We start from the raw sequence: 23162 nt of genomic DNA, 5'->3' as shown, positions 1-23162 counted from the left end.
TGGTCCGAGCGGCGCCACGGTCCTCCTCCGCAGGAGGGCCGTCATCTGACAGGACAAAAGCCCGGAGGACCCTGTTCGTCGCGCCGCGCGCCGGACGGAAGGGTCTCGTCGTGTCCCCTCTCGCGTTCGTCCTCGTCTTCGGGGCGGCCATCGCCCACGCTGCGTGGAACGTCATCGCCCACGGCGTCAGCCGAGCGGGGTCGCCGTTCCTCTGGTGGGGAGCCGTGAGCAGCACGCTCGTGTGGATCGGCGTCGTGCCGTTCACCGGCGGTCTGGGCGCCGACGACCTCGGCTCCTTCGCTCTCGGTGTCTCGGTCTCGGCGGTGCTGCACGTCGCCTACATGACGGTGCTGCAGCGCGGCTACCGCGAGGGGAACCTCTCCACCGTCTATGCGACCGCCCGCGGCACCGGCCCGTTCCTGTCGGTGATCGTGGCGGTGTTGCTGCTCGGGGAGCGGCCCTCCGTGGTGGCGCTGATCGGGGTGGCGGCCGTGATCGTCGGCGTCGTGGCGATCGGCCTGGTCGATCGGGGGACCGGCAGCCGCTCCCGGCGCATCGACCCCGGCATCCTGTTCGGCTTGCTCACGGGTGTCGCGATCGCGGTCTACACGATCTGGGACGCGCACGCGGTGCGCACCTGGAACCTCTCACCGGTCGCGTTCATGGTCGGTACGAGCCTGCTGCAGGTGCCGTTCTACTCGATCGCGGTGCGTCGGCGCTGGGACGCCGTCTGGGCGCTCGGCCGCACGCAGTGGCGGCGGATCCTCGTCTTCGGCATCCTGTCGCCGCTGTCGTACATCCTGGTGCTGACCGCGATCCAGATCGCTCCGGTGGCGCTGGTGGCGCCGCTGCGCGAGGTGAGCGTCGTGCTGGTGAGCCTGTTCGGCGTGTTCGTGCTCCGGGAGTCGCGTCCGGGCTGGCGGATCGCGGCCTCGCTCGTCGTGGTCGCGGGGATCGTCCTGCTGGCCCTGTGATCAGCGGAAGCTGACGAGCCCGGCGTGCGCGGCCGTGACGAGGATCTGCACGCGGTCGCGCAGGTGCCACTTCGACATCATGCGTCCGAGGTGCGCCTTCACCGTGCCCTCCGAGACGATCAGAGCCTTCGCGATCTCGGCGTTCGACATGCCCTTCGCGAGGCAGTTCAGCACCTCGGTCTCGCGTTCGGTGAGAGGTTCGAGGGCATCGGCGTCGGCGGCGACGGGCGTGGAGTCGCGCACGTGCTTGATGAGCATCGAGGCGATCCGCGGGGAGAGCGAGCTCGCGCCGCTGTGCACCTCGCGAACGCCGATGACGATCTCTTCGGCGCTGGAGTCCTTGAGGAGGTAACCGGAGGCGCCGGCGCTCAGCATGGGGAGCACCGTGTCGCTGCCGTCGAGGGTCGTGACGGCGAGGACGCGGATGTGCGGCCAGCGTTCCGCGATCACACCGGTGGCCTCGATGCCGTCCATCTCCGGCATCTGGACGTCCATCATCACGACGTCCGGCTGCTCGCGTTCGACCGTGGCGATCGCTTCCACGCCGTCTTCCGCCTGGGCAATCACGGTGATCTCGGGGTCGCGGGAGACGAAGTGCGACAGCGCCGAGCGGACCAGGGGATCGTCATCGACGATCACGACACGGATTTCCTGCATGGGGGAAGCCTAACGGCGCGGGCGACGGGCGATGGTGATGTAGACCTTTGGCCAAAAACCTCTAGACGAGAGACAGATGTGCGCTCCGTGATTCGCCGAGAAGATGAATACAGACATCGACGAACGACTACAAAATGGAGGTGAACGTTATGACTTTCTGGCAGCAGGTTGGCAAGTTCTTTGGTCTCCACAACTAATCTAGTTGGCAAATAGGAGATAGTGAAGCATGGCCTTTGACCACTCGACCCGGGAATCCGCGGACACGCTCCGCCTCACCCGCGGCGAGAAGCTCAGTGCGATAGAACGGATCGTCGTTCTGGTGATCGTCTCGATCACCATCGCCGCAGACGTCATCGGCTTCTTCACCACACCGGGGGTCAACCCGGTCGCTCTCTTGGTGAGCGTCGCGTCCACAGCAGTGTTCGCGCTCTATCTCTGGAAGCCGCTCTTCGCGACGTGCGCTCTCGCCGTCGTGTTCGCGCTCTCCTTCATCCCCGGATCAGAACTCCAGGTCCTCACAGCCGCCGCCGTTTCGGCGGCCCTCGTCATGAGGCTCGGCTGGACCTCGCTGATCCTCTCGTACACCGGCGGATTCCTGGTCGCCGCGGCGCTCGTTCCTTTCGCCGCGGAACCCGGTGTCAACGTCAACGTCGGTCTCTATCTCGTCTTCGCCACGGTGGCCGGAGCCGTCGGGTTCGCCCTTCGGCTCGCGTTCGCCCGTGGCAGCCGCCTCGAACGGGAACTCGAGGCGCGCGCCGAGCAGGAACGGCAGGCCGTCCTCGCCGAGCGACGCTGGATCGCCGGCGAGCTGCACGACAGCATCGCGCACCACCTCACGGTGGTCGCGCTGCACGTGCAGATGCTCGAAGACCCTCAGACGAGTTCCGACTCTCAGGAGGCGATCCGTGTCGCCGCCCGCAAGGCGATGACCGATCTCCGCTTCGTGATCGAACTCGCCGACGACGGACCGCAGTCGTCGAGCGTGCAGACCGGCGACCTCGCCGCCGCGATCGACGAGGCGGCGGAGGAATTCGAAGCCGCCGGGCACTCCGTCGTCCGAGCGGGTGATCCGCAGGACGAGCGAATTCCGCGAGCGGTCGAGATCGTGCTGGCACGCATCACGCGGGAGTCGGCCACGAACATCCTCAAATACGCCGGACCCGGCGAGGTGCAGATCACCCTCGCCGTGGACGATGAGGTGGCGCTCCTCACGCTGCGCAGCCCTCTGCCGACCACGCCGCGGCGCGAGCTCTCCTCGAGCCGCACGGGCCTCGGCCGCATGGCGGAGCGCGTCATGGGCGCGAGCGGCGAATTCAGCGCCGGGGAAGTGGAAGGATCCTGGGTCGTGTCGGCCCGCCTTCCCGTGGTCTGATGCTCTAGAGTGTGGGAGCGCCCTTTCCACGATCCGCGGGATTCTAGACGAAAGTCTAAGAAAGTCTCGACGTTCGACCCTGTGGAACGTGTTGCAGGCGGCCGTATTCTGAAGGCTCCCCAGATAAAGCGTCCCCAGCGCTGCGATCGCGGGCGCGGTCTTTCTGGCTTCTGAAATACTTGCGCGCTCGCGATCGCCTTCTGCGTTAACGGCCGATTCTGCGGCCTCCGAGCAGGCGTCCTCGTCTGCGCTATCCGCCGACTGCGCGCATGTAGTGCCCGTCGGTCGAGATGCCGGACGCGGCGACCGTGAAGCGCACGACCTCACTCAGGTAGCGGTCCTCCGAAGCTTCGAAGATCCGCCCCTCCGCGTCGCGGGACGTGCGGGTCAGGCGGAGGATGGGTGTGCCGCGCGGAACGCGCAGCAGGGCGGCATCCTGATCGTCGGCGGCGACCGCATCGATCACGTGCTGCAGCGTGACGATCGGGTGCCCGACCGACGCGAGGTGCTCGGTGATCGACACCTGGTCGAGATCCACGTCGAACAGCGGCCGGCCCGCGACCTCGGTGTAGTTGAGGCGCTCGAGCATCGTGGGTCTTCCGTCGAGGAGGCGCAGCCGCACGACACTGACGATCGTGTCGCTCGGGTCGACATCCAGCGCCGCCGCCATGTCACCGGCGCGGCGCAGGCTCAGCTCCTGGGTCTCGGCCCCGGGGGAGACCCCCAGCTCGCGTGCCCAGCGCGTGAACGGCACCGACACGTCCACCGACTGATTCGCCTTGCGGGCGACGACCCTGGCCGGTCGCCCCCGGCTGGTCTCGATCAGGCCCTCGCCACGCAGCGCCGCCAGAGCGTTGCGGATCGGGCCACGAGAGGTGTGCCATCTCTCGGCGAGCTCCGCCTCGGTCGGGACGTCGTCGCCGGGACGAAGCCCTCCGGCAGTGATCTGCGCGCGGAGGTCGTCGGCGATCTGGGTGTACACAGCTTCAGCCACATAGGTACATTACTTGGTCAGGCCAGGAGAAAGCGACCCCGTTTCTGGAGTGTTCATCCAGACGAATGCTCGGTTAACGAGCTCTGAACAAATCCGAGTTAGGTACATATCTCGGCGTTCCACCTGCGAGAGTCTTCCGTGGATCACCCCTCACACCCTGAAAGGTCCTCATGAAGCTTCGCGCTCTTCCCGCCCTCGCCGGCGTCGCGCTCCTCGCCCTCGGCCTCGCCGCCTGTGCCGGTTCCGCCGAGGCCACCGGCACCCCCGGCGCCGACGACTCGTCGACCACGAGCGGTTTCGCCGTCGACGAGAACACCCTCGTGTTCGGTGTCGTCCCCGACTCGGTCGACACCGAGACGAACTACCAGCCGCTCATGGACTACATCGCCGACCTCACCGGCAAGACCGTCGAGTACCACGAGTCCACCGACTACGCGGCGCTCATCGAGGCCGCTGTCGCCGGCAAGGTCGACGTGGCCTCGTTCTCCGGGTTCACCTACGTCACCGCCACGAACAACGGCGCCAAGCTCACCCCGATCTCCTCGATCGTGACGGAAGAGGGCCAGGAGCCCGGCTACTACTCGCAGGCGATCGTCCCCGCGGACAGCGACATCTCCAGCCTCGAGGACTTCAAGGGCAAGAAGGTCTGCTTCGTCGACCCGTCCTCGACCTCGGGTTACCTGTTCCCGTCGTACAACCTGCTCGAGGCCGGCGTCGACCCTAAGACCGACATCACCCCGGTCTTCGCGGGCAAGCACGACGTCAGCGTCACCAAGGTCGGCGAAGGCGTCGAGTGCGAGGTCGGTTTCGCCGAGGACTCCGAGGCCGAGAAGTCGGACAAGGTCAAGGTCATCGACGAGACGATGGTGCCCGGCGCCCCGCTCGTGTACTCCTCGACGCTTCCCGATGATGTGTCGAAGCAGCTCATCGACGGGCTCTCCGAGGTCACCATCGACGACATCATCGCCGCGGGCATCGACAGCGCTGACAGCGACTCCTTCCGCAGCGTCTTCTACGCCACCAAGCCGGTCGACGACGCCTACTACGACCTGATCCGCGACATCTGCAAGGAGACCGAAGCGGAGCAGTGCCAGGGCTGAGCCCGGTCTGACCCCTTCGCCTCACCCGGTGCCCTCCGCCTCGTCCGCCCCGCGCGGCGAGCCGGAGGGCCCGCCGCTCGACACACCACATCACAGGAGCTACGACATGACCGCCTCGGCATCCGACGCCCTCATCCGTCTCGACGGCGTGACGAAGACCTTCGGCACGACCACTGCACTGAAGGGCGCCTCGCTCGAGGTCTCCCGCGGCGAGATCATCGTTCTCCTCGGCCTCTCCGGATCGGGGAAGTCGACCTTGCTGCGCCACCTCGACGGGCTCGAGGTCCCCACCGCAGGCTCGGTGGAGGTGCTCGGCTCGCAGGTTCCCTCACTGAAGGGCCGTGGACTCCGGGGCCTTCGCAGCCGCGTCGGCTTCATCTTCCAGCAGTTCGAGCTCGTGCCCTCGCTCACCGTGCTCGAGAACGTGCTCACCGGATCGCTCTCGAGCGTGCGGGGGCCGCGCCTCGGACTCTGGGGCTACTCGCGGGCCGCCAAGCTCACCGCGCTCGAGCACCTCGACCGCGTGGGACTGCTCGACCGTGCCTACCAGCGTAGCGACACCCTCTCCGGCGGACAGCAGCAGCGCGTCGCCATCGCCCGTGCCCTCATGCAGAAGCCAGACATCCTGCTCGCCGACGAGCCGGTCGCCTCGCTCGACCCGGAGTCCAGCGAGCAGGTCATGGCTCTCATCCGCGAGATCGCCGCCGACGAGGGACTCACCGTGGTGTGCAGCCTGCACCAGGTCGACCTCGCCATCAGCTGGGCCGACCGCATCGTCGGGCTCCGCCACGGCGAGGTCGTGCTCGACACCCCCACGACCGACCTCACCAAGGCCGAGGTCATGGAGATCTACGGTCGCGTCGCGACCACCACCGCCGAGATCCGCGCCGTGCAGGAAGAGCTGGTCGTGGCGGCGGCGCAGGTGGCGGCATCATGACGGCGCTGGACGCGTCGACGAGCTCGGCGACCCAGAGCGGGGGAGCGTCCCCCCGGGGCGGCGCCCACACCGTCGCCGAGCGCGCACCGAAGCGGCCGATCTCGGCGGAGCGCATCGCGGCATCCCTCACCCTCGTAGCCCTCGTGGTGCTCGGCATCCTCGCCGTCCGCGACGTCGACATCTCGATCCCGGCGATGGTGCAGAGCTGGGGCAACGCAGAGAACTTCATGGCCCGCGTCGGCGGTCTGTCGTTCCCCGAGCCCGCCGACCTGGCCTGGCTGATCGCCCTCACCGTCGGCCTCGTGCTGGTCGGAACCCTGCTGGCCGCCGTGCTGTCCGTGCCGATCGCCTACCTCGCCGCGTCCAACACGACACCGGGGAACGGCTGGCGCGCGGCAGCCCGGTTCATCGGCGTGCTCACCCGTGCGCTGCCCGACGTGGTCCTCGCGATGGCGTTCGTGCTGATGTTCTCGCTCGGAACGCTCCCCGGCATCCTCGCCATCGGCATCCACTCGATCGGCATGATCTCGAAGATGTTCGCCGACGCGATCGAGCAGATCGACGAAGGCCCCCGTCTCGCCATCCGCGCCGCCGGCGGCTCGAAGATGCAGGAGTTCAGTGCCGGCATCCTGCCGCAAGTGCTGCCCAGCTGGGTCGCGACGGTGCTGCACCGCAACGACATCAACCTGCGCGGCAGCGTCGTGCTCGGCTACGTCGGCGTCGCCGGACTCGGCCTCGAGATGTCGTACGCGTTCAAGTCGCTCAACTACGGCAAGGGCCTCGGCATCGCCCTCGTCATCTTCATCCTCTGCATCATGATGGAGATCGTCTCCAGCCTGGTCCGCGGGGCGATGCTCGGGGAACAGAGGCACACCCGCTCCTGGATGGACCGGATGCTGCATCCGCGACTCGGCGCGCGGGCCGCATCGGCACCCGACGCGCGACCAGCCTGGGCCGTCAGCCCGCAGACGGCCGTGCGGCGCCCCTGGACCGCGCAGCGCGTGCGCCACACGATCGCCGGTGTCGTCGCCGTGCTCGTCGTGATCGGCAGCGTCGTGGTCAGCCAGATCAACTGGATGGACTTCTTCACCTTCTGGGCCAAGCTTCCCGAGGTCGCCGCCCGGTTCTGGCCGCCCTCGTTCGGCAGCTACGACGCGAGCGCGATGTTCGAAGCCATGCGCGACACGGTCGCGATCGCGCTCGCCGCCACCGTGCTCACGCTGCTCCCGTCGCTGCTGCTCGGCTCGCTCGCTGCGCGCAACGTCGCTCCGAGCTCAGGGGCACGGGGAACGGCTCGACTGCTGCTCGTCGGCATCCGCGGCATCCCCGAGCTGATCCTGGCGATCGTGCTCGTGGTCATCACCGGCCTCGGCGCGCAGGCGGGCGTCATCGCCCTCGCGATCGGCGGCATCGGGCTGCTCGGCAAGCTCATCGCCGACTCGTTCGAAGAGGTCGATCGCGGCCCCGAGCGTGCGCTGCGCGCGGTCGGCGCGACGCGTCTGCAGACCTACGCGTCGGCGACCGTGCCGCAGGGGATGCAGGCGCTCATCGGACACAGCTTCTACATGCTCGACACGAACATCCGTGCGGCGACGATCCTCGGCATCGTCGGTGGCGGCGGCGTCGGATACTACCTGCTCAACGCGAGCCAGGGGTCGCGCTACGAGACCGTGACCGCGATCGTGCTGATGATCCTCGCCACCGTGCTCGTGGTCGAAGGGCTCGCCATGTGGATGCGGAAGGTGTTCCGATGAACGGCACGCAGAACACGGCAGATGTCGTCGTCGTCGGCTCCGGCATCGTCGGTCTCGGCGCGGCCTATGCGGCGGTACGTCGCGGGCTGCGCGTGATCGTGGTCGACCGCACCGACGCCCCGGTCGGCGCGACGATCCGCAACTTCGGGCACCTCTGCATCGGCGCACAGGGTGGGGAGGCGCGACGCTACGCCGACGTCTCCCGCGAGCTTTGGCTGCGCCTCGCCCAGGACGCCGGCTTCTGGCTACGCGAGTCCGGCACGCTCGTGGCCGCCCGCCACGGCGACGAGCTCGCGGTGCTCGATGCCGCATCCCGCGACGGCGGCATCCGCATGCTCGAGGCCGACGAGCTGCTGCGCCTCGCCCCGCTGCGGGCCGAGGGCCTCGTCGGCGGCGCGCACATCGAGGTCGACCTGCAGACCGATCCGCGCACCGCGGCCACGGCGATCGTGCGTCATCTCGCGAGCCTCGGGGTGGAGTTCCGGTTCCGGACCGCGGTCACCGCGGTGGGAGCGGGGCGGGTCGAGACCACCCGCGGCCCGATCCGCGGCGGGAGCGTCGTCGTCGCGGTGAACCACGACATCGACCAACTGCTCCCCGAGGTCGCCGAGCGGCACGGGATCGAGCGCTGCGCCCTCGACATGATGCGGGCGGCGGTGTCGTTCCGGCATCCGCTGGCCGCACCGCTGCTCACCGGCTGGTCGCTCGTGCGCTACGGCCGGTTCGCGGACGGTCCGGAGGCGACCGCACTGCGGGAGCGCCTGCACACCGAGCGCCCCGACCTGGCCGCACTCGACCTCAACCAGATGTACACGCAGCTGCCGGACGGAACGCTCATCATCGGCGACTCGCATGCGACCGCGGTCGCCCCGGCGCCGTTTCAGCCCGAGGCGGCCTTCACGGCGTTCCTCGACGAGGCTGCGGCGCTGTTCGACGCACCGGCTCCGCGCGTGATCGAGCGGTGGCAGGGCGTCTACGCGAAGGGGCCGCAGGAGTTCCTGATCGACCGCGGCGACGACGGCGTGCTGGTGATCGCCGCGACCACCGGCATCGGGATGACGACGGGCCTCGGACTCGCCGAGGAGAACCTCTCCGCCGCTTTCGGGTGGACGGCAGCAATGGAAGGAACATCATGACCACCTCTCTCGAACTCATCGTCCTCGACATGGCGGGGACCACCGTGCTCGACGACGGCGTCGTGGAGCAGGCGTTCCAGCGCGCCGCCGAGCGCACGGGCGTCGCCGACCGGATGCCGTGGGCCGAAGCCCTCGACTACGTGCGCGTGACGATGGGGCAGTCGAAGATCGACGTGTTCACCCACCTCGCCTCCGGCGACCGGGCTGCGGCGGAACGCGCCACCGCCGCGTTCGAGGCGGCGTACGCCGAGATCGTCGTCGAGCAGGGTGTCTCCGAGATCCCCGGCGCAGCGGACGCCATCCAGGATCTGAAGGATGCCCGACTGAAGGTCGTGCTGACGACCGGGTTCGCGCCGGTGACCCGCGATGCGCTGATCGACGGACTCGGCTGGCGCGACCTCGTCGACGTCGCCCTGTCTCCCGTCGACGCGGGTCGTGGCCGCCCTGCGCCCGACCTCGTGCTCACGGCGCTGCTCCGCACCCAGACCTCCTCGGTGCAGGCGGTCGCCGTCGCCGGAGACACCGTCAGCGACGTCGAGTCCGGGCGTCGGGCCGGTGCCGGCTTCGTCGCCGGTGTGCTCAGCGGTGCCCATGATCGCCCGGCGCTGAGCGCCGCGGGGGCGGATGCCGTGCTGAGCGATGTGACGGCCCTCCGCGGCGTGCTCGCGCAGCGCGAGCTGCTTCCCCTCGTCGCCACCTCCTGAGCGGGATCGACATGGGAACGCTGCTGGTCCGTCCACCCGGTCACCGCCGTGACGTCGCGCTGCGCCCGGCGGCGACGGCGATGGTCTGGATCGGCGAGGGCCACCCGCACGAGACGATCGCGGTGCCGGGGGTCGCGCTCGCCGACGGCGACGTGCTCGTGGCGGTCGAGATGTCGACGATCTGCGGCTCCGACGTGCACACGGTGCAGGGACGACGATCCGCCCCGACCCCTCTCGTGCTCGGTCACGAGAGCGTCGGCAGGGTGATCGCGACCGGCGACACCGGTGCGAACACCGTCGACGGCACACCGCTGCGCATCGGCGATCGCGTGGTGTGGTCGGTGACGATCTCGTGCGCGAGCTGCGACCGATGCCTGCGGGGGATGCCGCAGAAGTGCCGCAACCTGGGAAAGTACGGGCACGACCGGGTCGGCGCCCACGGCGACCTGACCGGTGCGTTCGCGAGTCACGTGCAGCTGCGTGAGGGAACCGCCATCGTGCGCGTGCCCGAGGCGCTGCCGGCATCCGTCCTCGCCCCCGCAGGGTGTGCGACCGCGACGGCCTGGGCGGCTGTGGCCAGGGCTGCGCGCGACCATGACCTCGAGGGTGCCGCCGTGCGGATCCACGGGGCCGGGCTCGTCGGGCTCACCGCCGCCGCGATCGCCGCGGAGCAGGGAGCGACGGTCGAGGTCCTCGACCCGAACCCGGAACGCCGCGCGCTCGCCGCCCGATTCGGGGCGACGAGTCTGGACCGGGAGCCCGACGTCGTGATCGAGGCCTCGGGGCATGCTGTGAGCGCGGCCGTCGACGGGGTGGCCGTCGGCGGCACGGTGGTGCTCGTCGGCAGCGTGTTTCCCGCCGACCCCGTGCCGTTCGACGCCGAGAGCATCGTGCGGCGCCTGGTCACCGTCACCGGCATCCACAACTACACGGGAGCCGAGCTCGCCGAAGCCGTCGGGTTCCTGGCGGGACGCGGACGCGCCTATCCGTTCGGCGACGCGGTCGGCGCGGTGCGCGGGCTCCACGAGATCGATGCCGCGCTCGCGGAGGCGGCGGCGCCCGGCGCACCCCTGCGGATCGGCCTGCTGCCGGGGCGCTGACCGCCGGCGCCAGCCAGCCACACCGACGACCTACGCGGGCTGTTGCCCGCTCCGGCGAGGACCCGCCTGTCGCAGACCTTCCGCATGGAAGGCGAGCAGCCGGACGGCAGCCTCGACCGTCGCCGCCAGCACCTCTTCGGGGTCGCCGGTGAGCGCCAGCCGACGGTGTCCGACGGCATCGGCAGTCGCCCATCCGAGGTAGACCGTGCCCGGGGCATGACCTCCCTCGGGATCGGGCCCGCCGACTCCGGTCGTCGACACGCAGAGGTCGGCGTCGAGCAGGTCGCGAGCCCCCGTCGCGAGCTGCTCGGCGCACGCCGCGGAACACGGATCCGTGCCGGGGACGAGCCCGAGCACGCGCTCCTTCACATCGGTCAGATACGCCACGACGCCGCCGGCGAACCACTCGGACGCCTCGGAACCCGCTCCCACCGTGCTCGCCAGCTGGCCGGAGGTGAGAGATTCGGCCACGGCCACACGGAGGCCGCGTTCGCGCGCGAGGTCGCTCAGTCGATCGATGTGTTCGGTCACTGGGAGATGCCCTTCAGCCCGCGACTTCCCTACGCGTTCTCCGCCGCGTCGGGCTGAGCAGACCCGTCCTGCGTGGATCCGTCGCCGTCGTAGTCCGGACGCGGTGGCTGCAGCGGCTGATCCGAGTACTCGCCACCCTTGCGGCCGCCGTACGGGCGCCCGTGGTCGGCGAACTCGTCGCGGGCGAACACCAGTGTCCACGGCCCCGCCGTGAAGTGCGCTCCGGTGCGGAGCGTCTCGGTGTCGTCGCCGGGGTGCGTGGCGTCTGCGCCGGCACTGGCGTTCATCTCACCTGCGCCGTGCAGGGTCAGCACGTACTCGTCGCGGTCATCGTGCGTGATCGTGGCGTGCACCGGGTCGGTGTCGGCCAGGCGCAGCTCGTTGCCCTCGGCGGACCCGATCCGCACCTCATCTGCTTCGAGCGCGAATTCGGTGCGCTCGTCGTCGCGGGTGATGCGCAGCCGCGGGTTGCCCGCGCCCCACTCGGCGTGTGTGGTTCCGGGGGTGTAGCCCTCGTCGGGGCGGTCGTCGATGTGTCGTGCGTTCATGGCAGTGGCCTCCTCGAGCTCGGGTATCCGAGATTAGGCGGGGGTGCGCGTTCTGCCGAGGGGGTTGACTTCGCGATGGCGGACACGCATCCGCCTTCGTGCGGAACAGAGGCGGAATACTGTCGCCGCGTGAGCGAGAATGGGGTGAGCCGTCGTCTCGGCCAGGCTGCGACCAAGGAGCACAGAATGGGCAAGTTCGTCTACGAAGGCGGAGTGAAGACCGAGATCGAGGACCGCGCTCTCACCCACCTGCAGTTGGTCATCACGGCCAAGCTGCGGCGCGGGGAGCCGTTCCCGTTCAGCTGGCGTGAAGATGCGAGCGTCGGTGGCGGACGCACGACCGTGTGGATCCAGCCGGGCAGCTCCCTGGTGTTCAAGTACTTCGGTAGCCGCCAGCCGTCCATCAATCGGGCGTGGATCGAGGCCCTGGCCTTCACCGCGAACGCGCCGAGCGGCCTGTACCTCGTACCCGAGCCCGCCGAGGCCGGTACGGAGCCCGGCACGGAAGAGATCCCGGTCACGCCTCAGCTCTGACCCGCTGCGGCGACCGCGCCGCTGCCGTCGTGCTCCGCCTCGAGAGCGGCGGGGGATGGAACCCCTCACGTCGCCGCCTCCCTGCCGGGCTGTCAACCCCCTGCACCGGCGGCCGTCGATCGGGAAGAGTCGGTCGGACACCCCGAGACGAGGAGGATCGGCCATGACCGACAGCAATTCCGACCCGCGGCACGCGCATCGCGAAGAAGGCTTCCCCGCGCAGCAGCAGGATCAGCCAGGGCTCACGGAGCTGACACGTCCTGACCCCGACCACGGCGAGGAGAGCTACGTCGGCCACGGCCGCCTGGCAGGGCGCCGCGCACTCATCACCGGTGGCGACTCTGGCATCGGGCGAGCCGTCGCGATCGCCTTCGCGCGAGAGGGCGCCGATGTCGCGATCGCACACATGCCGGAGGAGCAGGACGACGCGGAGGACACTCTCGCCCTGGTCCGGGAAGCCGGACGCACGGGTGTGAGCTTCGCCGGCGACCTGCGCGACGAGGCCTTCGCGACCGATATCGTCGCCCGGACGCGGAGCGAACTCGGCGGACTCGACACCCTCGTGCTCAATGCCGCCTACCAGCACGACATCGACGGCTTCGGGAGCCTGGAGACCGACCGGATGCGGCGCGTGTTCGACACGAACCTCGTCGGCCTGCTGTTCTCGGCCCGCGCCGCATACCCCGACCTGGAGCCCGGCGCGAGCATCATCGTGACGGCATCCGTCCAGGCCTACAATCCGTCGCCGGGCCTCATCGACTACGCGATGACCAAGGCCGCTCAGGTCGCTTTCGTGAAGGCACTCGCCGAGGAGGCCGGCCCCAAGGGCATCCGGGTGAACGCCGTGGCGCCCGGTCCGATCTGGACGCCGCTGATCCCCGCGACCGGCTGGGATGCCGAGCGGTTGGCGACCTTCGGCCAGGACACGCCGCTCGGACGCGCGGGCCAGCCGGCGGAGCTCGCGGGGGCATACGTGTACCTCGCCTCGGCCGAGTCTTCGTACACGTCGGGCTCGGTGATCGCGGTGACGGGCGGCAAGCCGCTCTGAGCCCGGTTCTGCCGCCGAGACCCCGCTTTCGCGTCGAAACCCCCGGGTAGCGGCGCATGCAGCCCGGGGTCTCGGCGCGTACCGGGGGTCTCGGCGACGCGGCGACGCGGCGACGCGGGCCGCGGGCCGCCCGCCTAAGCTTGTCTGGTGCAGAAGCCCGCGGCGTCCGGCCCCCTCGTGGGCGTCGCACTCGTCATCGGCTCGTGCCTCTCGCTGCCCTTCGGGGCGGCCGTGGCTGCACAGCTTTTCCCGGTGCTCGGGCCGTGGGGTGTGACCTCGCTGCGCGTCGCGATCGCCGCGATCCTCCTCGTCGTCATCGTGCGGCCGCGGCCCGGCAAGTGGACCCGCCCGCAGTGGCTCGCCGCCGTGCTCTTCGGCGTCTCGCTCGCCGCGATGAACGGCTTCTTCTACGCCGCGATCGACCGCATCCCGCTCGGCCCGGCGGTCGCGATCGAGTTCCTCGGTCCGCTCGTGCTCGCCGCGGTGCTGACCCGTCGCCTCGCGGATGCCGCCTGGGTCGGCGTCGCCCTCCTCGGCATGGTCGCGCTGGGCATCGACGGCCTGATCGGGGCCGAGCCGCTCGACCCGCTCGGGCTCGTGTTCATCCTCATCGCCGCCGGGTTCTGGGTGATGTACATCCGCATGAGCGCCCGCGTCGGCGCCCTCATCCCGGGCAACAGCGGCCTCGCGATGGGGCTCGTCGTGGCGGCCGTGCTGCTCATCCCGGTCGGCATCCCGGCAGCGTCGACCGTCGCGATGGATCCGCAGCTGCTGCTGCTCGCCGCCATCACCGCGGTGCTGTCGTCGGTGATCCCGTACAGCTTCGAACTGGCCGCGCTGCGTCGTCTGCCGCAGCGCGTGTTCGGCGTGCTCCTGAGTCTGGAGCCCGCGTTCGCGACGTTGGCCGGCTGGCTGATCCTCGGTCAGGACGCGACTCCGTTGCGGATGCTGGCGGTCGCCCTCGTGATCGCCGCCAGTGTGGGGACCACGCTCGGCGTGCGGAAGGACCGCCGTGACGGCGGCCCTTCCGGCCCCTTCACCGCCCCGATACCGCTGCCCGACTGACCGCGGGCGTCGGCAGCGGGAACCGTCGACGCAGGATGACGCGCTGCACGAGCGTCCACACCACGGTGACGGTCAGATACAGCGCAGCCGCGAGCGGTACGAACGCCGCGAACACCGCCGTCAGGTAGTGCAGGGACGACATCACACGCAGCATCGTCGGGGAGTTGAGCGGCGACTCGTCGCCCTCGACGGGCGTCGGGCGGAACACCCGGCGAGTGACCTCGGCGACCGCGATCATCACCGCGAGCAGCACCCCGAAGACGAGGAACGTCGCAGGCGTCGCCGTGCCGCCGAACAGCGCCGAGACCAGGCTCGTGCCCAGCGGAGCGCCGAACAGGTCGTGCGCGAGCAGCTCGTTCGGGTGCCCGGCGATCTCCGGCCGGAGGAACAGCGTGTAGAGGATGCCGACGACCGGGGCCTGCGCGAGCACCGGGAGCATGCCTGCGAACGGAGAGGTGTTCTCGGCCTTGTTCAGCGCCATCATCTCCTTCTGCAGGCGTTCGGGGTTCTTCTTGTGGCGGCGCTGCAGCTCGCGCAGCTTCGGGGCGAGGCGCGCCCTGGTCTGCTCGGCCTTGGCCTGCGAGATGCCGACCGGGATGAGCAGTGCCCGCACCAGCAGCGTGACGAGCACGACGGCGAGGGCGGCGGCGGAGGCCCCGGCGATCGGGGTGAGGAGGTCGGCGAGCCCGGTCAGTGCGCCGTAGGCGGCGTCGAGCAGGGCGGCGAGAGGGGGGAAGGCAAAGGGGTCCATGGAAGTGTCCGTTCGTGGCGTCGGGAAGGGTCGGCGAAGGCCGCGCTGTCCCGTCGTACGGACGGACTACGCGGCGGTCGCGACTCCCGGCGCCCGTGGGCGCGGATGCCCTGCAGCATCAGGATCGCTCTGCGTGAGAAGGGTTCCGACGTCGATGGCCCGCAGCGGATGCGGGGCGTCTGAGGTGGCTCCGGGGCGCACGCTCAGCACGATCGCGAGCGTGAGCGCCGTCACGGCGAGCAGCGCGATGGCGAGGCCGAGGGCCGCGGCATCCGGCATCGAGACGAGTCCGAGTGCGGTCGCGACGAAGCTCAGCATCTGCCCGAACCACTCGCTCATGCGCACTCCCTTCTGCAGCCGAGGGTAGCACCGGGGCCTGCGAGACCGGCCGTCACGGTCGACCGTCCGCCTGCGCTGCGGGCGTAACGTCGAAGCATGAGTGACCTTCGCGCCCTGCTCGGGATCGAGCATCCGATCATCCTCGGCCCGTTCGGCGGGCTCTCCTCGACCTCGCTCACCGCCGCGGTGAGCAACGCCGGCGGACTCGGCTCGTTCGGCCTGTACGGCTACGACGGCGACCGCATCCGCGCGACCGGGGCCGAGCTGCGTGCGGCGACCGACCGGCCGTTCGCGGTCAACGTCTGGCTCCCCACGGGCGACGAGGTCGAACCGAATCCGCAGCACGCGATCTTCGCGCAGGCGCTGCAGCCGTTCTACGAGGCGGTCGGTGTCGACGTGCCGGCCCGGCCGGAGCGGTACAACCCGCCGCTCGAGGAACAGCTCGAGGCGATCTGGGAGATCGCGCCCGCAGTGCTGAGCGTGGTGTTCGGCGTGCCGACAGCGGCGATCGTCGAAGAGGCGCGTCGCCGCGGCATCCGTGTCGTCGGTACAGCGACCACCGTGGCCGAGGCCGTCGCCCTGGACGAGGCGGGCGTGGATGCCGTCGTCGCGACCGGAGCAGAAGCGGCCGGCCACCGGGTGTCGTTCCTGCGCCCGGCCGAGGAGTCGCTGGTGGGGACGTTCGCCCTGGTGCCGCAGGTCGTGGACGCGGTCGGAGTGCCCGTGATCGCGGCGGGTGGGATCGCCGATCGGCGTGGGGTGGCCGCGGCGTTCGCGCTGGGGGCTTCGGGCGTGCAGGTCGGGACGGCGTTCCTCGCGACGTCGGAGTCGGCCACGAACCAGGCGCATCGCGACGCCATCCGCTCGACCGCCGCCGACGAGACCGTGCTCACGCGGGCGATGAGCGGGCGACTGGCGCGCGGCACACGTAACCGCGCCGTGCGGGCGATCGAGGCGAGCGGCACGATCGCGCCGTTCCCGATGCAGAACTGGCTCACGGGCCGCTTCCGCACCGCGGCCGGACAGCAGAACCTGGGTGAGCTGCAGTCGCTGTGGATGGGTCAGGCCGCACCGCTCGTGCAGTACGACTCCGCCGCCGAGGTGTTCGCCGAGCTGCTCGCAGGGGTTCCGGAAGCTCCCTGACGCTCGCTCTGCTGTGTTCCGGTCGCAGTTCCTGCCGCGCTGCTGTGTTCCGGTCGCAGTTCCTGCCGCGCTGCTGTGTTCCGGTCGCACTTCCTGCCGCGCTGCTGTGTTCCGGTCGCACTTCCTGCCGCGCTGACGGCCTCGGGGCGGCAGGAACTGCGACCGGGGCGGAGGATGCGGACCGGGGCGGAGGATGCGGACCGGGGCGGCGGGTGCGGACCGGGGCGGCGGGTGCGGACCGGAGCGCGGGGTGCGGACCGGGGCGGATGGTGCGGACCGGGGCGGAGGACCGGGGGCTAGAGGATGACCGTGGACTTGCCGTGCACGATCACGCGGTCCTCGGCGTGCCACTGCACGGCGCGGGCGAGCACCAGGCGCTCGACGTCGGCACCGCGGCTCTGCAGCTGAGCCGCCGACTCGGAGTGGGTCACGCGCGTGACATCCTGCTCGATGATCGGGCCCTCGTCGAGGTCGGCCGTCGCGTAGTGCGCGGTCGCGCCGATGAGCTTGACGCCGCGGTCCTTGGCGCGCGCGTACGGGTTCGCGCCGATGAACGCGGGCAGGAACGAGTGGTGGATGTTGATCACCGGCACCTCGAGGCGCGTGATGAAGTCGTCGGTCAGGATCTGCATGTAGCGGGCGAGCACCACCAGGTCGACGTTTCCGTGCAGCAGTTCCAGCTGACGCTGCTCCATCGCGGCTTTGTCGCCGGAGGGGATGTGCACGAACGGCACCCCGAAGGAGCGGACGGACTCCGCCAGATCGGGGTGGTTGGAGACGACCATCGTGATGTCGATGTCGAGCTGGCCGCGCTGCGTGCGCCACAGCAGCTCCATCAGGCAGTGGTCGTACTTGGAGACGAAGATCGCGACGCGCTTGCGCCGGGCCACGTCGTGCAGCGACCACTCCATCCCGAAGCGCTCGGCCACGGCGGCGATGTCGGCTTCGAGGGCCGGGCGTGCGGCGGAGAGCCCGTCGAGGTGGATCACGGTGCGCTGGAAGAAGCGTCCGCCCTCGGAATCGGTGGAGTGCTGGTCGAGCGAGATGATGTTCGCGCCGTGCTGGGCGAGCACCCCGGCGACAGCGGCGACGATGCCGGGCTGGTCGTCGCAGGCGATGAGCAGGCGGGCGGTATCGGGCTGAGACATGGGGGCTCCTCGAGGGTGTGCATCGATTCTGCCGTGGATGCACAGCGGGGGCGAATCGCGGGAGGCGACTCGCTACTCTGAGTCTCGTGGAAGCGAGTGACCTCGGCCTGGTGCTGATCCCCCTGTTGGCCGTCGCCGCGCCCCTGCTCGCCCGCGGCGTGCGCCCGGTGGTGCGGGTGCCCATCGTGGTGTTCGAGCTCGTGCTCGGCATCCTCGTCGGACCCGCCGTGCTCGGCTGGGTCGAGCCGGGGCCGCTGCTGGAGAAGCTCAGCGACTTCGGTCTGGCGCTGCTGTTCTTCGTGGCCGGCACCGAGATCGACTTCAAGATGGTGGCCGGGAAGCCGCTCGCCCGGGCTTCAGCGGGCTGGCTGCTCAGCGTGCTGCTGGGCATCGGGCTCGGCTTCTTCTTCGCGCCGGGCGAGGGGATGGTCGTGATCGGGATCGCGCTCAGCTCCACGGCGCTCGGCACGCTGATGCCCATCCTGCGCGATGCGCGCGAGCTCGACACACCCTTCGGTCGGGCGATCAGCACGATCGGGGCCGTCGGCGAGTTCCTGCCCCTGATCGCGATCTCGATCTTCCTGAGCACGCGGACCACGCCCATCGCCACGGCGGTCCTGCTGACCTTCGTCGTGCTGGCCGGCCTCGCAGTGCTGCTGGCGCATCGCGTGCCGCACGGTCGTCTGCACCGCATCGTCCTGGCCACCCTGCACACCTCCGACCAGTTCGGGGTGCGCTTCGTGATCCTGCTCATCGCGGCGCTGGTCGGACTCAGCGTGATGCTCGACCTCGACATGCTGCTGGGCGCGTTCGTAGCCGGCGCGGTCTGGCGCATCATCATGGCGCGGGCGCCCAAGGAATCCGCCGAGCAGGTCGAGAGCAAGATCGAGGCCATCGCGTTCGGCTTCCTCGTGCCGATCTTCTTCCTGTACACCGGCGTCACGTTCGACCTGCAGGCGCTGCTCACCTCGCCCACGGCGCTGGCGCTGGTGCCGATCTTCCTGATCGCGCTGCTCGTGATCCGCGGTGCGGCCGCGCAGCTCTCGGCGCCAGCGGGGATGAGCGTGCGCGACCGTGCGGCGCTCGGCCTGCTCGCCGCCACCGGCCTGCCGATCATCGTCGCGGTCACCGCCATCGGCGTGGATCAGGACATGCTCGACACCGGCACGGCCGCGGCCCTCGTCGGAGCAGGCATGCTGTCGGTACTGCTGTATCCGCTGATCGGCATGACCCTCCGTGGGGATCGCGAAGAGGTCGTCGGTCCGGCACGCGCGGGCGAGTCGCTGCAGGGGGAGCTGTGACCTCGGCATCCGCTCTGCTGACGGCCGCCGTGGCCGATCTCGCCGGGTCTCCGAAGGAGGGTCTCGGCGAGCAGCGCGACTCCCGGTGGCGGGGCCGCCGCATCGTGCGGGTGGGCGAAGCCTGGCATCTGGGCGTGCTGCTGCTGACCGAGACCCACGCGCTGGCGACCGCCGAGGTGCTGCGGGCGGCCGACCCCGGCCGCCGTGGCTACACGGCCGAGTCGGCGCGAGAGCGTGCCGAGCGCCGGGCCGAGGCTCTGCGCGGTGGCTTCGGCGAGGGCGAGGTCGTGCACGTGGGGTGGAGCGTGATCGACGTCGATGCGGTGGATGCCGGGGGCTCGTCGGGTCCGCTGTCTCTGGTCGACGGGGTCCCGTCGGTGCGTTGGAGCACGGCGGGCGGGTTCATGCCCCTGGAGGCATACCTGCGCGAGCGCGTCGCTCTGCTGCGTGACGGAGTGGCGAGCTGACGTCGGCGAGCTGATTCGATCCGGCCTGACTCAGCCCGGCCCGATTCAGGCGAACGTCTCGGCGAATCGCCGCAGGAGTGCAGCGCCCTCGGTGACCGATGCCGCGAGCACCTGCTGCTGCACCGCGTCGAACTCGTCGGGGTCGAAGTAGCCGGTGGTGCGGTAGAACGTCATCCGGTCGGCGAAGTCGCGGGGAGTGGGCTCGGGGTGGAACTGCGCCGCGTAGAGGTGCGTGCCCACCCGGTAGGCCTGCACAGGGCAGACGTCGTTGGTCGCGAGCAGCACCGCACCGGTCGGGGTGCTCTCTGCACTCTCCTTGTGCGCCGTGAAGACCGTCAGCGCGGAGCCGCTGGGGCCGAACACGGGGTCGGCGGCGCCGGCCTCGGTCACGTCGATCACGGTGGCGCTCGCGGGCTCCGGGGTGTCGGTGACGACCTCGCCGCCGAGCATGCGGGTCACGACGCCGATGCTGAAGCAGGTGAAGAACACGGCGACCTCCGCGGCGATCGCCGCATCGGCGAGGGTGCGCAGGTCGGCCTCGACACGCAGCTGCTCCGTGGATTTCACGGCGTCGGAGACGTTGTACGGAGACCCGCCGACCACGACCCCGTCGTAGCCGCGCACCCGTGCGATGTCGAGCGGCGTCTGCAGCAGGTCGAGCCGGTCGACGACGTCGACGCCGAGTGCCCGCCGGAACGATGCGTGCTCGGCATCCGCCGCCCCGAGCTCGGGGCGCACGCAGACGTAGAGGAGCGAGGCCATCAGGAGATTCTAACGAGCGCGACGAACGTCGCCGGTCACCGGGAGGAGTTCGCGGTGCGACCGCGGACGATGCCGACGAACGTCTCGACGTCGGGCGTGGTGCGCTCGCGCGGCCAGACGAGAGCGACGGTCGAGGTCGGTCCGTCGGCGAGGACGCGGTGATCGGCATCCTTGCGGTGATGCATGCGGGCGAGCGACATCGGCACGATCACGATGCCGACGCCGGATGCCGCGGTCACGATCGCCTGGTCGGTCGGCAGCGCGGCGAACCTCGCCGGTGTCGTCCCGGGCAGGTCGAGAGCACCGAGCACGTCGTCGGTGAGGCCGATCACGACCTCGCCTTCCAGGTCGGCGGCCGTGAGCTCCTCCGCGGCCATCAGATGCGAGTCGGCCGCGGCGACGACGACCGGGAGCTCGTCGTACAGGGGGATGATGTGCAGCGACTCGTCCGTCAGGGGCAGTCGCACCAGCGCGGCGTCGACCTCGTCGAGGGCGGTGCGCTGCGTGGCGGCCTCGATCGGCACGAGTTCGAGTGGCACGCGCGGCATCCGCTGCTTCCACGCGTCGATCCACTTGCCCGGAGTCGCACCGGGCACCGCGCCCAGACGGAAGGTGCGCGGTGCCTCTGGCTCGGTCTGCGGGGCATCGAAGACGACCTTGGCCGTCTTCTTCTTGGGCTTCTGCGGGGGGAACCGCTCGGCGGGAGCGGCCTTGTTCCGGCGTACGGGTGTGCCGCGGCCTGCGCCCTTCGCGGGCCGTCTTCCCTGATTCGCCATGGGGACAAGGCTACTCGGCGAGCGCGCCCGGCACCTCTCGTCGGTCCTCGGACGCCGCCGCCAGCTTCCGCTGTGCACGACGGATGAGACCCGCGGCCCCGCCGACGAGCAGCAGCACCCCGGCGGTGAGCAGGACGATCGCGGTGATCGTCGTGGGCGTCATGGTCATCAGCGTGTCCGCGATCGCTTCACGACGGGTGGCGTCGGCGAGCTGGCTGAGCGCGACGGCGGCGATGGATGCGAACAGGAGTCCCCAGATGATGGCCGCCCAGCGGGTGCGGGGACGGATGGTCGTCTCGGTGATCGGGGGAGTGCTCATCACTGGTCTTCCTTCTTCGGCTCGACGACGGTGATGGAGATCTCGCCGCTGTTCTGATCGATGGTGACGGGTTGGATGGTGGTGGTCGACGCGTTCTCCGCAGAGATGTTCTCGACGACGACCGACTCCCCGCCGCGCTGCGTGGCCGACCAGGTGCCGGAATCGATGACGTTGTAGTACTCGGCGTCGACGCGGGTCCAGGTGATGTCCGCCGTGTCGACGGTCGCACGCAGCTGCAGTTGGACGCCCGGATCCACCTGGATGAAGGTCGTGCCGGAGCCCTTCTCGATCACGATCGGCCGGGGCGCGTCGTCGTGCTGGTTCAGCGACACGTTGAGCTCGCCGAACGGCTGCCGGATGTGCTCCGCGCGGTAGTTCGTGACCGACGCCCAGCCGAGGGTGAAGCCCTGCAGGGTGGAGAACCCGCCGACGATGAGCCCACCCACCAGGGTGATGACGGTCGCGAAGGCCAGGAAGCCGCTGCGTCGGCGGAAGGCTCCGGCGACGATCATGCCGAGCGCCAGGATGAGGGCGGCGGCGAGCAGTCCGAGGGCGACACCGACCAGTTCGCCACCCGCGACGAGACCGACGGCGGCCCCGGTGATGATCGCGAGACCGAGGATGGTCGCGGCGAATGCGAAGCCGGCGCGCGGGTTCGATGCGCGGCGGATGCGGCGACGCTCGGCGGCCTCGGAGGCGAACACGGCGGCCTCGGCCTGGCGCTCACGGCGCAGCTGGTCACGGGCGGCGCGCTCGGCATCCTGCTGCTGACGTCGCCATGCCTGGTCCTGTTCCTTCCAGGCGGCGTTCTGGGCGCGCCACGCCTCGAGGGCGGCCGGGTCCTGCGAACCAGGGGGAAGCAGTGCGGGAGGTGCGGGCGGTATCGCCGCCGTCGCTGCGGGGTCGAGGGGCGGGAGCTCGGATGCCGAGCCATCGGATGCGACCACGGTGTTCGCGGTGTCGGCATCAGCCGCGGCGTAGGCGCCGTACGGGAGTGTGGCGTCCGTCCCCTCGGCGGTACCCGAACCGCCGAGGGTGACGGACGCGGCCGGGGCCGCCTGATCTGCGGAAGCCATCGGCAGATCCGGCGCGGAAGCACCCGGGGTGCGGCTCGCAGCACGCACGATCAGGATGAGCAGGACGGCGACGAGCACGAGGCCGATGATCCAGCTCATGAGAGACAGGGCCGACCAGCCGTCGTAGCCGAGCCCGAAGAGGCGTCCGGCGAGCGGAGCGGTCGGGAACAGGCCGATCACAGCCATCGCGAGGATGCCCCACTGCACCGGCTGGTAGTCGCGACGGAGCAGATCGCGGACGTGCACCCGGCCGTCGACATCCGGCAGCAGCGCCCAGGCCGCGGCGTAGAGGAAGATGACCGGCAGGCCGAAGAGGGCCGCGACCACGAGGACGCCGCGGACGATCAGCGGGTCGATCCGCAGGCGTGCGGCGATGCCCGCCGAGACGCCGCCGAGCCAGCCCTCGGACCGGGCGACGCCGAGCCCGGCGACCCAGAGGAGGAAGCGTTCGGCTCCGCGAGGGATGCCGGGGCCCGGTGTGCCGGTGGCCGGAGCGGCGTGGTCGGCGGGGGGCGGTGGCGCAGTCGGAATCGTCATGCTTCGATCCTGGCGGCAGCGGTCGGTTCCCTGCCATGGGGGGAACCCCTGAGCGACCCCTGATTCTGCGCCGGGGAGGACCCGGGCAG

General features: G+C 70.3%; 25 protein-coding genes. 14 read left to right on the top strand and 11 right to left on the bottom strand.

Features of this window, described 5'->3' with window-relative positions; genetic code table 11:
* The first annotated feature begins 110 nt into the window (after positions 1-110).
* Positions 111-974, top strand: a complete 864-nt coding sequence (locus AC6CHX_RS14910) for an EamA family transporter (protein ID WP_136043165.1) — start codon at positions 111-113, stop codon at positions 972-974.
* Here AC6CHX_RS14910 and AC6CHX_RS14905 read toward each other — a convergent pair whose 3' ends face one another.
* Entirely contained in the window at positions 975-1631 is a 657-nt protein-coding gene (locus AC6CHX_RS14905; RefSeq protein WP_498273435.1) for a response regulator, read from the bottom strand.
* A gap of 226 nt (positions 1632-1857) precedes the next feature.
* On the opposite strand from AC6CHX_RS14905, the gene AC6CHX_RS14900 reads away from it, so the two are divergent.
* Positions 1858-3003: a sensor histidine kinase gene (locus AC6CHX_RS14900; RefSeq protein ID WP_452326705.1), complete on the top strand. Its 1146-nt coding sequence runs from the start codon at positions 1858-1860 to the stop codon at positions 3001-3003.
* 250 nt (positions 3004-3253) lie between these two features.
* Here AC6CHX_RS14900 and AC6CHX_RS14895 read toward each other — a convergent pair whose 3' ends face one another.
* A complete protein-coding gene (locus AC6CHX_RS14895) occupies positions 3254-3997 on the bottom strand; it encodes a GntR family transcriptional regulator (RefSeq protein ID WP_498273434.1) in 744 nt (247 codons plus the stop codon).
* Between the two features lie 170 nt (positions 3998-4167).
* On the opposite strand from AC6CHX_RS14895, the gene AC6CHX_RS14890 reads away from it, so the two are divergent.
* From AC6CHX_RS14890 to AC6CHX_RS14865, 6 genes are all read left to right on the top strand, one after another.
* A complete protein-coding gene (locus AC6CHX_RS14890; RefSeq protein WP_498273433.1) occupies positions 4168-5097 on the top strand; it encodes a phosphate/phosphite/phosphonate ABC transporter substrate-binding protein in 930 nt (309 codons plus the stop codon).
* 106 nt (positions 5098-5203) lie between these two features.
* Positions 5204-6034, top strand: a complete 831-nt coding sequence (phnC, locus tag AC6CHX_RS14885; RefSeq protein WP_498273432.1) for a phosphonate ABC transporter ATP-binding protein — start codon at positions 5204-5206, stop codon at positions 6032-6034.
* On the top strand, positions 6031-7788 hold the full coding sequence (phnE, locus tag AC6CHX_RS14880) for a phosphonate ABC transporter, permease protein PhnE (protein WP_498273431.1): 1758 nt from the start codon (positions 6031-6033) through the stop codon (positions 7786-7788). Before phnC ends, phnE begins: the two co-directional genes overlap by 4 nt.
* Positions 7785-8924, top strand: coding sequence for a TIGR03364 family FAD-dependent oxidoreductase (locus AC6CHX_RS14875; RefSeq protein ID WP_498273430.1), 1140 nt, complete (start codon positions 7785-7787; stop codon positions 8922-8924). The genes phnE and AC6CHX_RS14875 overlap by 4 nt, the downstream gene beginning before the upstream one ends.
* Positions 8921-9628, top strand: a complete 708-nt coding sequence (locus tag AC6CHX_RS14870; RefSeq protein WP_498273429.1) for a phosphonatase-like hydrolase — start codon at positions 8921-8923, stop codon at positions 9626-9628. Before AC6CHX_RS14875 ends, AC6CHX_RS14870 begins: the two co-directional genes overlap by 4 nt.
* An 11-nt stretch (positions 9629-9639) precedes the next feature.
* On the top strand, positions 9640-10728 hold the full coding sequence (locus AC6CHX_RS14865; protein WP_498273428.1) for an alcohol dehydrogenase catalytic domain-containing protein: 1089 nt from the start codon (positions 9640-9642) through the stop codon (positions 10726-10728).
* Positions 10729-10758: 30 nt separating this feature from the next.
* Here the strand turns inward: AC6CHX_RS14865 and AC6CHX_RS14860 are convergent, their stop codons facing one another.
* Positions 10759-11259, bottom strand: coding sequence for a CinA family protein (locus AC6CHX_RS14860; protein WP_498273427.1), 501 nt, complete (start codon positions 11257-11259; stop codon positions 10759-10761).
* A 29-nt stretch (positions 11260-11288) separates the two neighbouring features.
* Entirely contained in the window at positions 11289-11807 is a 519-nt protein-coding gene (locus tag AC6CHX_RS14855; RefSeq protein WP_498273426.1) for an FHA domain-containing protein, read from the bottom strand.
* 186 nt (positions 11808-11993) lie between these two features.
* Between AC6CHX_RS14855 and AC6CHX_RS14850 the strand changes: the two genes are divergently transcribed.
* The 3 genes from AC6CHX_RS14850 (at position 11994) to AC6CHX_RS14840 (ending at position 14454) form a co-directional block, all read left to right on the top strand.
* Complete coding sequence (locus AC6CHX_RS14850; protein ID WP_136043207.1) at positions 11994-12341, top strand: DUF7882 family protein; 348 nt, start codon at positions 11994-11996, stop codon at positions 12339-12341.
* A 163-nt stretch (positions 12342-12504) separates the two neighbouring features.
* Positions 12505-13389, top strand: a complete 885-nt coding sequence (locus tag AC6CHX_RS14845; protein ID WP_498273425.1) for an SDR family oxidoreductase — start codon at positions 12505-12507, stop codon at positions 13387-13389.
* 147 nt (positions 13390-13536) lie between these two features.
* A complete protein-coding gene (locus tag AC6CHX_RS14840; RefSeq protein WP_498273424.1) occupies positions 13537-14454 on the top strand; it encodes an EamA family transporter in 918 nt (305 codons plus the stop codon).
* Here the strand turns inward: AC6CHX_RS14840 and AC6CHX_RS14835 are convergent.
* Complete coding sequence (locus AC6CHX_RS14835; RefSeq protein ID WP_498273423.1) at positions 14426-15205, bottom strand: YidC/Oxa1 family membrane protein insertase; 780 nt, start codon at positions 15203-15205, stop codon at positions 14426-14428. The genes AC6CHX_RS14840 and AC6CHX_RS14835 overlap by 29 nt on opposite strands.
* Positions 15206-15271: 66 nt before the next feature.
* A complete protein-coding gene (locus AC6CHX_RS14830; protein ID WP_498273422.1) occupies positions 15272-15544 on the bottom strand; it encodes a DUF6412 domain-containing protein in 273 nt (90 codons plus the stop codon).
* A gap of 96 nt (positions 15545-15640) precedes the next feature.
* On the opposite strand from AC6CHX_RS14830, the gene AC6CHX_RS14825 reads away from it, so the two are divergent.
* Positions 15641-16687, top strand: a complete 1047-nt coding sequence (locus AC6CHX_RS14825; RefSeq protein ID WP_498273421.1) for an NAD(P)H-dependent flavin oxidoreductase — start codon at positions 15641-15643, stop codon at positions 16685-16687.
* 296 nt (positions 16688-16983) lie between these two features.
* Here AC6CHX_RS14825 and purU read toward each other — a convergent pair whose 3' ends face one another.
* Entirely contained in the window at positions 16984-17835 is an 852-nt protein-coding gene (gene purU, locus AC6CHX_RS14820) for a formyltetrahydrofolate deformylase (RefSeq protein ID WP_136043178.1), read from the bottom strand.
* 86 nt (positions 17836-17921) lie between these two features.
* Between purU and AC6CHX_RS14815 the strand changes: the two genes are divergently transcribed.
* Together AC6CHX_RS14815 and AC6CHX_RS14810 are read left to right on the top strand one after the other, a co-directional pair.
* Positions 17922-19136 carry a cation:proton antiporter gene (locus tag AC6CHX_RS14815; protein WP_498273420.1) on the top strand — a complete coding sequence of 405 codons (1215 nt, stop codon included), beginning with the start codon at positions 17922-17924 and terminating at the stop codon, positions 19134-19136.
* Positions 19133-19603: a glutaminase gene (locus tag AC6CHX_RS14810; RefSeq protein WP_498273419.1), complete on the top strand. Its 471-nt coding sequence runs from the start codon at positions 19133-19135 to the stop codon at positions 19601-19603. Before AC6CHX_RS14815 ends, AC6CHX_RS14810 begins: the two co-directional genes overlap by 4 nt.
* 45 nt (positions 19604-19648) lie before the next feature.
* On the opposite strand, the gene AC6CHX_RS14805 is transcribed toward AC6CHX_RS14810, so the two are convergent.
* The 4 genes from AC6CHX_RS14805 to AC6CHX_RS14790 are packed head-to-tail and all read right to left on the bottom strand — an operon-like array spanning position 19649 to position 23073.
* A complete protein-coding gene (locus AC6CHX_RS14805; protein ID WP_136043181.1) occupies positions 19649-20365 on the bottom strand; it encodes a glutamine amidotransferase-related protein in 717 nt (238 codons plus the stop codon).
* A 35-nt stretch (positions 20366-20400) separates the two neighbouring features.
* Complete coding sequence (locus AC6CHX_RS14800) at positions 20401-21141, bottom strand: LysR family transcriptional regulator substrate-binding protein (RefSeq protein ID WP_498273418.1); 741 nt, start codon at positions 21139-21141, stop codon at positions 20401-20403.
* A 10-nt stretch (positions 21142-21151) separates the two neighbouring features.
* Complete coding sequence (locus AC6CHX_RS14795) at positions 21152-21460, bottom strand: hypothetical protein (protein ID WP_498273417.1); 309 nt, start codon at positions 21458-21460, stop codon at positions 21152-21154.
* A complete protein-coding gene (locus tag AC6CHX_RS14790; RefSeq protein ID WP_498273416.1) occupies positions 21460-23073 on the bottom strand; it encodes a PspC domain-containing protein in 1614 nt (537 codons plus the stop codon). Before AC6CHX_RS14790 ends, AC6CHX_RS14795 begins: the two co-directional genes overlap by 1 nt.
* Positions 23074-23162: the final 89 nt, after the last annotated feature.

The sequence above is a fragment of the Microbacterium sp. GQ128 genome (assembly GCF_059758615.1).
The sequence above is the reverse complement of the archived record's forward strand: the minus strand, read 5'-3'. Positions and strand labels throughout refer to the sequence as shown.